Here is a 13,543-nt window from a genome sequence, read left to right as displayed (position 1 = left end):
AGCTTCCGATTTGAATGTTCTCATTGCAGAGAACGATTCTCCATAGAAAGGAGGTGATCCAGCCGCACCTTCCGATACGGCTACCTTGTTACGACTTCACCCCAATCATCTACCCCACCTTCGGCGGCTGGCTCCCTTGCGGGTTACCCCACCGACTTCGGGTGTTGTAAACTCTCGTGGTGTGACGGGCGGTGTGTACAAGACCCGGGAACGTATTCACCGCGGCATGCTGATCCGCGATTACTAGCAATTCCGACTTCATGCAGGCGAGTTGCAGCCTGCAATCCGAACTGAGACCGGCTTTGATGGGATTGGCTCCACCTCGCGGCTTCGCTTCCCGTTGTACCGGCCATTGTAGTACGTGTGTAGCCCAGGTCATAAGGGGCATGATGATTTGACGTCATCCCCACCTTCCTCCGGTTTGTCACCGGCAGTCACTCTAGAGTGCCCAACATTACTTGCTGGCAACTAAAGTTAAGGGTTGCGCTCGTTGCGGGACTTAACCCAACATCTCACGACACGAGCTGACGACAACCATGCACCACCTGTCTCCTCTGTCCCGAAGGCCGCCACTATCTCTAGTGGATTCAGAGGGATGTCAAGACCTGGTAAGGTTCTTCGCGTTGCTTCGAATTAAACCACATACTCCACTGCTTGTGCGGGTCCCCGTCAATTCCTTTGAGTTTCAGTCTTGCGACCGTACTCCCCAGGCGGAGTGCTTACTGTGTTAACTTCGGCACCAAGGGTATCGAAACCCCTAACACCTAGCACTCATCGTTTACGGCGTGGACTACCAGGGTATCTAATCCTGTTTGCTCCCCACGCTTTCGCGCCTCAGCGTCAGTTACAGCCCAGAAAGTCGCCTTCGCCACTGGTGTTCCTCCACATATCTACGCATTTCACCGCTACACGTGGAATTCCACTTTCCTCTTCTGTACTCAAGCCACCCAGTTTCCAGTGCGACCTCAGGTTGAGCCCAAGGTTTAAACACCAGACTTAAATAGCCGCCTGCGCGCGCTTTACGCCCAATAATTCCGGACAACGCTTGCCCCCTACGTATTACCGCGGCTGCTGGCACGTAGTTAGCCGGGGCTTTCTTCTCAGGTACCGTCACTCCGGTAGCAGTTACTCTACCGGACGTTCTTCCCTGGCAACAGAGCTTTACGATCCGAAAACCTTCATCACTCACGCGGCGTTGCTCCGTCAGGCTTTCGCCCATTGCGGAAGATTCCCTACTGCTGCCTCCCGTAGGAGTCTGGGCCGTGTCTCAGTCCCAGTGTGGCCGTTCACCCTCTCAGGTCGGCTACGCATCGTCGCCTTGGTGGGCCGTTACCCCACCAACTAGCTAATGCGCCGCAGGCCCATCCCTCAGTGACAGATTGCTCCGTCTTTCATTCTTCTCTCAGGAGAAAAAAGAAATTATCCGGTATTAGCTACCGTTTCCGGTAGTTATCCCAGTCTGAAGGGCAGGTTGCCTACGTGTTACTCACCCGTCCGCCGCTAAGTTATTTTGAAAGCAAGCTTTCAAAATAACTCCGCTCGACTTGCATGTATTAGGCACGCCGCCAGCGTTCGTCCTGAGCCAGGATCAAACTCTCCAATTAGTATTGAAAAGAGCGATATGCTCATTTTGAAACATCTGACGAGAAAATTAATTCTCTAATTTTGGATTTCACTTGCGTGATTTCCCACTCACTCGTTGTTCAGTTTTCAAAGATCAAGTTCTCGTTGGCGCCGTTTAATGTCTCAGCAGCAACTCTTATACTATATCATGTTCGGCTATTTAATGTCAAGCTCTTTTTTAACTTCTTTTTCGAGCTCGGCATGTGTACTTCTTGGCCGGACTTAGAATATATCATGTATGGAGTTGCATTGCAAGAGTTTTTTTGAAATATACTAGATAAATGAGAGACTGTGCTGCCAAAAGCCTCAATACTGCAATATATAATGGCTAGCACAGCCTTATTCCTTTGTACCTACGCCCTAAGCAATGATTTCTTGAATATACAATTCACGTTCCAACATCAAATTAACTATTGTTTCCTCTATCTTAACCATCGGACGTGTAGGGTTTGCGCGATCTGTGAAGATAATCTCCCCATGACGGCCATCACTTAATTTGATTCTAGTGCCATTAAAGAGATCAGTACTCTTCTGTATAAACGTCTGCACAATCACTGGGTCAAGCTTACCGAAGCTTTCTGTCAGAATCTGCTCTAGTACCAAATAAGGAGACTGTGCTCTTCTGTAGGCTCTTTCTAAGGTCATAGCATGGAATATATCTGCTACTGCGACTACTTTAGCGTAGAAATGAATCTGACTGCCGTCCAGCTTCAATGGATAACCAGAGCCATCAATCTTCTCATGATGCTGCAAGGCGGCAAGTCTTACCCCTTCATTAATCGCTGTAACATTGCGTAATAATTGATAACCATATGTAGTGTGTCGGCGAACCTCTTCTATTTCACTATTGTTAAGTGACTCCGGTTTCTGTAAAAGTGAGCTGTCTACTTTTGCATTGCCGATATCATGTAATAATCCTGCAAAAGCAATCTGCATCCAATCCTTTTGTGGGTACCCACACCACTGAGCGATTTTATAGGAGGTCAACGCGGACAACACAGCATTGTGATAGTTGTAATCCTCATATTTTAAAGTGCGCGGTGTAAACTTCAAGACATGATAATCCTTCAAATAACCTATTAATGTCTCTAACTGACTGCGAAGCTCAAAAATAGGAAGTGAAGCTGCCGTTACCGATCGATAGCTGTTCTTAATAAGAGTGAGCATTTTATCGTATTCATCATGTAGAGGAGAATTAGTCTTGGCCAACATCGATTCGTTGATAATGGCTCCAGCTTTAGGGGAAGCTTGCTTAGCTGTTGTTTTGGCTCCATCCGAACTCGCCTCACCTTGGTCACCTTCGATTTCCACTTGCCCAATCAAAAAAGCCTGTAAAATATCTAGATCACGAGGGAGCAATATTTTTCCCTTAGTGAATAAAGTCCCCCCTAAAGGTGTAATTACATCCTTTATTATCTTTGAGCCTGCTTTAACTTCTCCAACCAATATATTTGGCATATACTCAGCCCCTTAATTTCTATAAGCCGTACACCCAGCATTACCTCACATTGATAAGACAGATAATTTCTGAGAAATTAGTACTTTATAGGATTCTATTGGCTAATTATAGTACGGATAAATGGAAGACACTAGTGCAGTGAAAACTATTCTTTCAAAATATTTATTTTATTTTTTGAAGCATCGGTCATTCTAAAAGCAACAAAAAGAGCAAGAACTTCTGTAATAGAAGCCCTTGCTCTTTTTTGAATTCAACCTATTCTAAGTCAGTGTCTTCGTCCTCAGTCAGGATCTCAGGCTGATCAATATCGCCAGATTCCTCGACTGTATCTTGCCCATCCAGGCCTTCTTGCCCTTCCAAGCCTTCCAGACCTTCCACTTCCTCAGATTCATCCTCTTCGTTCTTGTCAGCTCTACACAGGGTAGCTACTGCGTCATCCTCACGGATGTTAATCAGCTTAACCCCTTGAGCATAACGGCCCATAGTAGAAATTCCATCCATGCTGGTACGAATCAGGGTACCGCTAGTCGTAATAATCATTAAGTCTTCATCCTTCTTAACGACCTTAAGACCCACTACAGGACCATTCTTATCGGTGAGATTAATGGTCTTGATCCCTTTACCGCCACGAGTCTGGGAACGATAATCACCGGCTGGTGTCCGTTTACCATAGCCCTTGGTAGTAACAATCAGAACCTCAAGCTCCTTATCGACACAGTCCATACCAATGACATGGTCATTACCGTCAAGCGTAATGCCCTTAACGCCAGTCGCGCTACGTCCCATAGAACGCACATCATTCTCTGAGAACGTAATCGACATTCCGCGAGCTGTACCGATAATGAGATTTTGCTGTCCATCAGTCAGCTTAACCTCGATTAGGGAATCTTCTTCACGAAGATTAATAGCAATAAGACCGCCTTTACGAATGTTGTTATAATCCCCAAGAGGCGTCTTCTTCACGATACCCTCGCGGGTAGCAAAGAATAAATATTTGTCGCTATCGCCATCTTCCACTTGGATTACCGCACTAATCTTCTCACCTTGTTCGATTTGAATCAGGTTGATGATTGGCGTCCCCCGGGCTGTACGGCCCAATTCTGGGATCTCATAAGCTTTAATCCGGTAAACTTTACCCTTATCGGTAAAGAACATCAGATAGTTATGAGAGTTACTCACGAAGAGATGCTCCACGAAATCCTGGTCCTTGGTGTCCATCCCCATGACTCCGCGACCTCCGCGCTTCTGACTGCGGTAGGTGCTGACAGGTAGACGTTTGATATATCCTGTATGTGTAATAGTGATAACAACCTCTTCACGTGGAATAAGGTCTTCATCCAGGATACTTTCTTCACCAACCGTAATCTCTGTCCGGCGTTCATCAGAATATCTATCGCGGATATCCTGCAGCTCGTTGCTGATGATTTCCAGTACAAGATGCTCGTTAGCCAGAATTTCACGGTACTCTGCAATTTTAACGATCAATTCGTTATATTCATTCTCGATCTTTTCCCGTTCCAGACCGGTCAGACGTTGCATCCGCATATCGAGGATAGCCTGAGCCTGCTCTAAACTGAGGCTAAAGGTGCTCATTAATCCTTCGCGGGCTATATCAGTTGTCCGTGAAGCACGGATTAACGCAATCACTTCATCCAGATGATCAAGCGCAATGCGCAGACCTTCTAAGATATGAGCGCGTGCTTCAGCTTTTTTAAGATCAAATATAGTACGACGACGAATAACTTCAATCTGGTGCTGCAAATAATGATAAAGTACATCACGCAGATTAAGAATTTTCGGCTCGTTATTTACGATGGCAAGCATGTTGATCCCAAATGTGGATTGCATAGAAGTATGTTTATATAGATTGTTTAATACTACATTTGGATTAACATCGCGTCTCATCTCAACAACTACACGCATACCGTTACGGTCAGACTCATCTCGAAGATCCGTTATACCTTCGATCCGTTTCTCACGTACTAATTCTGCGATTTTTTCAACCAATCTTGCTTTGTTAACCTGGTATGGAAGCTCATGCACAATGATGCGAGCCTTGCCGTTGTTCTCTTCGATCGTTGCCTTCGCACGCATGGTTACTGAACCACGCCCCGTACGATAAGCCTGACGAATGCCCTCACGACCCAAAATATATCCAGCCGTAGGGAAATCCGGACCTTGGATAAACTCCATCAATTCCATTGGCGTGATATCAGGATTCTTAATCATCGCCTGCACACCATCGATAACTTCACCAAGGTTATGCGGTGGAATATTAGTAGCCATACCTACAGCAATACCAGATACCCCATTTACGAGCAGATTCGGATAACGGGCTGGCAATACAACCGGCTCATTCTCTTCACCATCATAGTTGGGTGCGAAGTCAACTGTCTCTTTGTTCAAATCACGAAGCATTTCGCCTGCAATCTTGGAGAGACGGGCTTCTGTGTACCGCATCGCCGCGGCCATATCACCATCAATCGAACCAAAGTTCCCGTGACCGTCTACAAGCATATAGCGCATCGAGAAATCCTGAGCCATCCGTACCATTGTTTCATAGACAGCTGAGTCACCGTGAGGGTGGTACTTACCGATAACCTCACCGACGATTCTTGCAGATTTCTTATGAGGCTTATCCGCAGACATTCCAAGCTCCGACATCGCAAACAAAATGCGTCGGTGAACCGGCTTGAGTCCGTCCCGCACATCTGGCAAAGCCCGGCTAACAATGATGCTCATTGCGTAATCCATAAAGGATTCACGCATTTCCACGCCAATGTCCCGATCTTTGACTTGTGGGTTATTTTGTTCAGCCATGAGTTGCTGGACCTCCTTCAGTTAAAAAACCGCTACCCTTAATTATATTACTTTCACAAAAGTAGCACAATTAAACATGATAGCCTTTTATCTTCTAATATTGATTTCTTTTTGCGCTTATCAGGGTATTTGCCCTTTCCGCAAATATCTTTACTACATAGACTGTAAAGACAAGAAACACGGTTTTATTATCCTAATATCGTTCGATAAGGCATAACCCCATATCCTTATATTATACCATTGTTTAGGTAGCTTGTCCTGATTTTCAGCTGTCAAAGATTATGCTGCCACTGCATTTTTTACAACAAGGAACCCAAAGGACCTATTCCTGCACAAAACTCATAAGGAGGAAGATAATGAAGATTCAACGCGTCCCAAGCAAATGGGCTAAAACGAAAGTCATCCTTCAAAATCACTCTCTATTGCAATATGTGCCTGATACCCGTAAATTCGATGTCAATGCTCTTAAGGAGATGCTTGCGTTATATACAATGGTCTATATTAAGCCAGATCGAGGAAGTTATGGTATCGGTGTAATGAGAGCTGAGCAGCGTACTGTAACTCTTAGCACTAGCAAACAGAAAGCTGAACACGGTACCGACCTCGATAACGTTAATAAAGAAGAGCCCGAAGAACAGATCTTGTATATTTTAAGATATGGGAAGACTGCGGAAGTGTTTTTCTCACCAGAAGAGCTGTATGAGAACTTACAGAAACGAATTCAGAATCGAACCTATTTGATTCAAAAAGGGATTGACCTTCTGCGTCATCAAGACCGCCCTTTTGATCTTCGGGTTCTTACCCAAAAGACTCCATCAGGAGTATGGGAAACAACAGGAATGCTTGGAAGAGTAGCTGCCCCTCAAAAAATCGTCACCAATTATCACAGTGGAGGCAGTATCCTTTCCGTAAGTACTCTGCTAAAAAATTATATGCCGCCCTCTGAAGTCCTAGTTACGATCAATCACTTAAAAGCTTTGGGTATACAAATCGCGGCACAGCTTCAATCTGCCTATCCGGGAATCAAAGAGATTGGTCTGGATATTGCCATGGATCAGCATCTGGATATGTGGCTGCTGGAAGTCAACACTCTTCCGTCCATTGCTGTATTCAAATTATTTCCTGATAAATCAATCTATCGTAAAATACATCGCTATGCCGTAGCCTATGGACGTGTAAAAGCAAGAAAATCCCCTTATTCGACCCGCAATAAACAATCTACAAGAGCCTAAAAAGAAGCTTGAAATCAAAGAACCTCCAGCGTTCTCATTCCGTTAGGAATAGAAGCCGGAGGTTGTATTAAATATTGTTTTTACACATCAAGGTATCTAACGTTCTTGGCATGCTCATGGATAAAGTCACGTCTTGGTTCAACATTGTCACCCATAAGTGTATCAAAAATACTATCTGCCAGCATCGCATCTTCAATCGTAACCTGGAGCATCATACGGGTCTCAGGGTCCATCGTTGTGTCCCAAAGTTGGGTTGCATTCATCTCTCCCAAACCTTTGTAACGTTGGACGTTAACCTTAGCATTTTCTCCAAAAGAAGCGATAATATCATCGCGTTCCTTCTCGCTGCCTGCGTAGCGGATAACCTTATTGCGCTCAATCTTAAAGAGAGGAGGCTGTGCAATATAGATATAACCCGCGTCTACTAGCTTCCGCATGTAACGATAGAAGAACGTTAATAATAGCGTTCTAATATGGGCTCCATCGACGTCGGCATCGGTCATAATAACGACTTTATGGTAGCGAGCCTTCGATAAGTCAAAGTCATCGCTGATCCCTGTGCCCAAAGCCGTAATGATGGCGCGGATCTCCGCGTTAGATAAAATACGGTCAAGGCGAGCTTTTTCAACGTTTAGGATCTTACCACGCAACGGTAGAATCGCTTGGAAATGGCGATCCCGTCCTTGCTTAGCCGATCCACCCGCTGAGTCACCTTCGACGATGTATAGTTCGCTGATCGAGGCATCCTTGGATGAACAGTCGGCGAGTTTACCAGGCAGAGCACTGACTTCAAGCGCACTCTTCCGACGGGTTAACTCACGTGCCTTACGAGCAGCTTCTCGCGCGCGCGAAGCGGAAAGTGATTTCTCAAGAACGCGACGTGACACTGCTGGGTTTTCTTCCAGGAACTCTTGTAATTTCTCTCCGAACAGTGATTCTACGATACCCCGAACTTCACTATTTCCGAGCTTAGTTTTCGTTTGACCTTCGAATTGTGGATCTGGAATTTTGACAGAAATAATGGCTGTCAATCCTTCACGCACGTCATCACCAGTCAGATTCGAATTGCTATCCTTCAGTACTCCCGCTTTACGAGCATAATCGTTGATGATACGGGTCAGCGCACTTTTAAAGCCGGATTCATGCGTTCCGCCCTCATGCGTATTAATATTATTCGCAAAAGAGTAGATGTTCTCAGTATACGAATCGTTATATTGGAGAGCCACTTCAACTTGGATCATATCGCGTGAACCTTCCACGTAGATCGGATCCTCATGTAGTGCTTCTTTTTTCTCATTCAAATATTTCACATATTCAACGATACCACCCTCGTATTTGAACACGTTGGTGACATCCGTCCGCTCATCATGAAGTGAAAGCTCGATTCCTTTGTTAAGAAAAGCCAGCTCCCGAATACGAGTAAGCAGTGTCGAATATTCAAAAACTGTGGTTTCCGTAAATATTTCAGGATCCGGATGAAAGGTTGTAGTCGTTCCTGTCTCATCTGAATCGCCAACGATTTTGATGTCATACTGCGGTGCACCACGTCTATATTCCTGTTGGTAGATATGACCGTCACGTTTGACCTTAACAAGGACCTTTTCAGACAAGGCATTCACTACAGAGATACCCACACCATGCAAACCACCGGAAACTTTATATCCGCCACCGCCGAATTTACCGCCTGCATGCAGCACGGTCATTACGACTTCAAGCGTCGACTTCTTAAGCTTTACATTCTCACCTACAGGTATGCCACGTCCATTATCGATAACAGTGATCGCGTTATCCTCATGTATAATCACTTGAATCCGGTCACAATAACCTGCGAGTGCCTCATCGATACTATTATCGACGACCTCCCATACCAAGTGATGGAGACCTTTAGAACTAGTCGAACCAATATACATGCCCGGACGTTTCCGAACCGCTTCCAGCCCTTCCAGTACCTGAATCTGGCTCTCATCATATGTCGGTTGATTCATTGACATGCCTTCACCTACTTCTTTCTGATTATCTCTTTGTTACCCAATGCAAGTTATATTTCGAGCAAAATTTTGGCTCTTTTTTTAAGAGTGGAGGAGGAAATGGGGGAGTAATACACGATATTTTTAGTTACGACAATAGATTTTGCTTCCTCTTCGCCAATCCGCTCAAGCTTCTTATCCTGCTCAGAGTGAATAACGAATTGCTTAGATACCTTGGAAGATTTCTCAATCGAAATATCAAATATAGCAATTAACTCCGAAGACCTAATGATCTTCTCCCCGCCCAAATGAATATACATGATCGTCCTCCGCTCTTTTATAACTCAACTTTTCCATCATGAACATGAAATAGGCTGGCGCCCTTTAATTTATCGGCATTCAGACCCTCAATTCCGGTAGCGGTAATGAATGTCTGTACCTTGCTTTGAAAGGTTTCAATAAGCTGGGTCTGGCGGTAAGGATCAAGCTCGGATAAAACATCATCAAGAAGCAGCACAGGATATTCTCCGATTTCCTCATGGATCAGCTCGATTTCCGCCAGCTTAAGCGATAAAGCCGTGGTACGCTGCTGTCCTTGAGAACCGTAGACCTGAGCTTCCCTTCCGTTGATAAAAAAGGACAGGTCATCCCGATGGGGACCCGTCAGCGTCATGCCGCGCCTGATTTCTTGTTCTCTCGTTTGTGATAACTTTAACATAAAATTGTCTAATAAGACAGCTTCATCTTCCTCATCCCGATCGCCGAAAGAGGGGACATAGAGCAATTTCAGTTCTTCTCCGCCGTTCGTAATCCCCCGGTGAATGCTTTCAGCCCATATTTGCAGCTTCTTTATGAATTGTTTCCTTTTTTTGACGATTTTAACACCATGCTCTACAAGTTGAGCATCCCAGATTTCCAGAAGCTCTTTCCCTGCAGCCTCTTTTCCCCATAATTGCTTTAAGAGATTACCTCTTTGCAAGAGAATTTTTTGATACTGCTGTAGGTGAAATAGATAACTAGGCTGGACTTGGCCGATCTCCATATCAAGAAAACGCCGTCTGATACCAGGGGTCCCTTTTACAATCTCTAAATCTTCCGGTGCAAACATGACCACATTCAGAGATCCAACAAACTCACTAAGGCGCCGCTGCTCCAAACCATTGATCTTGGCTTTTTTACCTTTGGCAGATAGGGTGAGCTCCAGCTTGAGATCGCCATACTTGCGTTCCACCTCGGCAACGATCTGAGCTGCATCTCCGGGGGCATCGAAGGAGATAAGTTCGCGGTCCTTAGAGGTGCGGTGACTTTTGGTCATCGCCAGGACGTACAATGCCTCCATGAGGTTTGTTTTGCCTTGGGCGTTCTGACCCAGAATCAGATTCACATCGCCCAGGCTCTCCAGACGCAGCAGCCCGTAATTCCGATAATGCTGCAGACCGATATTTTTAACAAACACGAAATGGTTCCTCCCCTAGCGTACTACTCTTTTACTCCTCCGCCTTCAACCTCAAAGGTACCGTTATCCTGCACTTCGATTTTGTCACCCGGATAAAGTTTTCTGCCGCGCCGTTCCTCTACCTCTCCGTTGACCAATACGTGACCTTCCTGCAATAAAGCTTTGGCCATTCCACCTGTGGATACACAGTCTGCGAGTTTCAGAAATTGGTCCAGCTTAATGTATCCACTGTGGATAAGTATTTTTTTCATGGTTTTTATCCTTTCTGCCACTTATCCACATGTTCATGAATATTGGCATTAATTTGTTGTACGGTAAGGCAAAATGATATACAAGCTATTGGTTTGGTCAAGTGGTTTCAAAATGATCGGACTCATCATCCCTGTAAATGCAATAACGAGCTGCTCACTCTCTATGACCTTTAATACATCAAGCATATATTTCGAGTTGAAAGATATTTTGAGAGGTTCACCTTTGAAATCAATGACTTCAAGTTCCTCGCGAACTTTACCCAGCTCTGATGAGCTTGAAGATATTTCAATACCGCCTTGATCAAGCGTCTGCATACGAACAATATTTGTTTTTTCTTCCCGGGACAGCAAATAAGCACGATCAATCGATTCGCTTAATTTTTTTGTATCTAAAGTTAGTTCTGTTTTGTAGGTTGTTGGAATAATTCTAGAAGTATCAGGATAAATCCCATCTAGGATCCGTGAATAAAACAGTACTTTGTCGATTTTGAAGAGAACTTGATTATCCGCAACGACAATATCAACCAGCATATTTTGGTCAGGGATAATTTTGCTGAGCTCATTAAGGGTTTTACCGGCAATAACAATATTTCCGAAATTGACATTTTCCGTGCCTTCAAGTTTAGCAGCTCTTGTTGCCAAGCGGTGACGGTCAGTCGCTGTAAACTTAAACTCATTGTCGCTCAGATTCCATAGTATACCCGTTAATATCGGAGTTGTCTCTTGGGTAGAAATAGAAAAGGCTGTTTGTTTGATCATATTTTTCAGCAAATCACCTGGTAGAGAGATCGTGTCATTCTCTTCAATGCTCGGTAACACTGGGAATTCTTCAGGGTCTAAACCTACCATCTGAATCTCAGTGGATCCGGAAGAAATGTACGTTTGGAATCCTTCTTTTACTTCCATGTGGATTTCTTTGGAGGGCAGCTTCTTAATAATCTCGACGAAAAATTTAGCGGGAAGGACAACACTTCCTGGCTGATCTATCTTCACGATGGTGTGGCTGTCATTCTCTGCTGGAATAAACGATTGAATAGAAATATCGGTATCACTTGCAGTTAATGTGACGCCTTGATGGCTAACTTCCAGTTTAATACCGGTCAAAATAGGGATTGTTGTTCTGCTGGATATAGCTTTGGATACGTGTTGAATGGATTCGTTGAGCTCATTTTTAAGAATGCTTATTTTCATGATTTCACTCCTAGCTGAAAAATTGGGAATTTCGATGGATTTGAGTCTGTTAATTACGCGTCTTTACATGATGAATTATTATAGTTATTTAATAGTATTAGTAGTAGGGGCGACGAATATGTGGATAACCCCACCAAACAGCATAAAATTAAGCCTACCCACATGTGTATAGATTGTGTATAGGCTCTTTGTTCCTCTTAGGAAGGATTTTTAATTTTCTCCGCAAGATTATTTACCACTTTGTACAACTCCTGATCGACCTTTAATGCCTGTGTAATTTTATCGTGCGCATGAATTACGGTTGTATGGTCACGTCCTCCGAAAGCCTCACCAATCTTAGGCAGCGAATAATCCGTTAGTTCACGGGATAGATACATTGCGATTTGACGAGGAAACGCTACGGCTTTGGTTCTTTTGCGTGCTTTGAAGTCTTCAAGGCGCAAATTGTAGTATTCTCCGACTTTTTGCTGAATATCAGCGATGGTGATCATCTTGGGACGACTGGAAGGAATAATATCCTTGAGCGCTTCAGCTGCCAAATGAGTGGTTACATCCTGGTTGGTAAGCGAAGAATAAGCAACTACCCGAATTAATGCACCCTCAAGCTCACGAATATTGGTGTCAATCTGGTTGGCAATATACATCATGGCCTCATTAGGGATATCAAGGTTCTCTGCCTTAGCCTTTTTGCGTAAAATCGCAATCCGGGTCTCCAGATCTGGTGGTTGAATATCCGTAATCAAGCCCCATTCGAACCGGGAACGCAGCCGTTCTTCCAGTGTGGGAATTTCCTTTGGTGGTCGGTCGCTGGAGATGATAATTTGCTTGCGTTCTTCGTGGAGCGCATTGAAAGTATGGAAAAACTCCTCCTGTGTAGACTCTTTTCCAGCGAGGAATTGAATGTCGTCGATAAGCAAAATGTCAACATTACGATACTTGTTACGGAAGCTTTCACCGCGGTTATCACGGATCGAATTGATAAATTCATTCGTGAATTTCTCAGACGAGATGTAAATTACCTTGTTATTTGGGTTATGTTCCAGGACATAGTGCCCAATTGCGTGCATCAAATGGGTTTTGCCCAGACCTACACCACCGTATAAAAACAAGGGATTGTATGCTTTGGCTGGTGCTTCGGCTACTGCCAGTGAGGCTGCATGCGCAAAGCGGTTCCCAGAGCCGATTACAAAGGTGTCAAAAGTGTACTTTGGATTGAGCAGATGCGTTTGTGCTTCTTCTCTTGATACTACGGGAGTCGGAGCGGATTGTTGAACCACAAGCTCAGGCGGCTTGCTTTCTTCAATCACGAATTTTACATCCACTTGTTTCCCTGTGACTTCGTAGACGGTTGCTCCTACCAGTTTGGTGTAACGACTTTCCAGCCATTCTACTGCAAACGTTGTAGGTGCCGAGATAATGAGAACCTGGGAGTTGAAGGTTATCGCTTTAGTAGCCTTAAACCAGGTATCAAAGCTCGGCTTGCTTAATTTGGTTTGAATAATCGATAAAATTTGCTGCCATAATTCGGAAGTATGGCTGTCCAC

9 protein-coding genes and 1 rRNA gene are annotated in these 13,543 nt (G+C 44.5%); 1 reads left to right on the top strand and 9 read right to left on the bottom strand.

The genetic code is table 11. The annotated features are described in order from the left end of the window. Positions 1 to 46 precede the first annotated feature (46 nt). The 3 genes from MHH50_RS00050 to gyrA form a co-directional block, all read right to left on the bottom strand. Positions 47 to 1,604, bottom strand: a 16S ribosomal RNA gene (locus MHH50_RS00050). 379 nt (positions 1,605 to 1,983) lie between these two features. After that, positions 1,984 to 3,081, bottom strand: coding sequence for an HD-GYP domain-containing protein (locus MHH50_RS00045; protein ID WP_076124333.1), 1,098 nt, complete (start codon positions 3,079 to 3,081; stop codon positions 1,984 to 1,986). 256 nt (positions 3,082 to 3,337) lie between these two features. After that, on the bottom strand, positions 3,338 to 5,902 hold the full coding sequence (gyrA, locus tag MHH50_RS00040; protein WP_036677722.1) for a DNA gyrase subunit A: 2,565 nt from the start codon (positions 5,900 to 5,902) through the stop codon (positions 3,338 to 3,340). Between the two features lie 356 nt (positions 5,903 to 6,258). Between gyrA and MHH50_RS00035 the strand changes: the two genes are divergently transcribed. Then, a complete protein-coding gene (locus MHH50_RS00035) occupies positions 6,259 to 7,134 on the top strand; it encodes a YheC/YheD family protein (RefSeq protein ID WP_076276332.1) in 876 nt (291 codons plus the stop codon). A gap of 80 nt (positions 7,135 to 7,214) precedes the next feature. On the opposite strand, the gene gyrB is transcribed toward MHH50_RS00035, so the two are convergent. The 6 genes from gyrB to dnaA form a co-directional block, all read right to left on the bottom strand. Next, positions 7,215 to 9,125 (bottom strand): DNA topoisomerase (ATP-hydrolyzing) subunit B, encoded by a 1,911-nt coding sequence (gyrB, locus tag MHH50_RS00030; RefSeq protein ID WP_036677726.1) that lies wholly within the window; start codon positions 9,123 to 9,125, stop codon positions 7,215 to 7,217. Between the two features lie 47 nt (positions 9,126 to 9,172). Then, positions 9,173 to 9,421 (bottom strand): extracellular matrix/biofilm biosynthesis regulator RemA family protein, encoded by a 249-nt coding sequence (locus tag MHH50_RS00025; RefSeq protein ID WP_036677731.1) that lies wholly within the window; start codon positions 9,419 to 9,421, stop codon positions 9,173 to 9,175. Positions 9,422 to 9,438: 17 nt separating this feature from the next. After that, the gene (gene recF, locus MHH50_RS00020) at positions 9,439 to 10,557 is read right to left on the bottom strand and encodes a DNA replication/repair protein RecF (RefSeq protein ID WP_076307607.1); all 1,119 of its coding nucleotides are present in this window, start codon (positions 10,555 to 10,557) and stop codon (positions 9,439 to 9,441) included. A gap of 23 nt (positions 10,558 to 10,580) precedes the next feature. Further along, on the bottom strand, positions 10,581 to 10,808 hold the full coding sequence (yaaA, locus tag MHH50_RS00015) for a S4 domain-containing protein YaaA (protein ID WP_036677736.1): 228 nt from the start codon (positions 10,806 to 10,808) through the stop codon (positions 10,581 to 10,583). A 48-nt stretch (positions 10,809 to 10,856) separates the two neighbouring features. Beyond that, positions 10,857 to 11,999 (bottom strand): DNA polymerase III subunit beta, encoded by a 1,143-nt coding sequence (gene dnaN / locus MHH50_RS00010; RefSeq protein ID WP_036677739.1) that lies wholly within the window; start codon positions 11,997 to 11,999, stop codon positions 10,857 to 10,859. Positions 12,000 to 12,196: 197 nt separating this feature from the next. Continuing rightward, positions 12,197 to 13,543 (bottom strand): chromosomal replication initiator protein DnaA, encoded by a 1,347-nt coding sequence (gene dnaA / locus MHH50_RS00005; RefSeq protein ID WP_036677741.1) that lies wholly within the window; start codon positions 13,541 to 13,543, stop codon positions 12,197 to 12,199.

The sequence above is a fragment of the Paenibacillus sp. FSL H3-0302 genome (assembly GCF_037982245.1).
Classification (GTDB): domain Bacteria; phylum Bacillota; class Bacilli; order Paenibacillales; family Paenibacillaceae; genus Paenibacillus_AQ; species Paenibacillus_AQ odorifer.
This window is presented reverse-complemented; position numbering and strand designations above follow the sequence as displayed.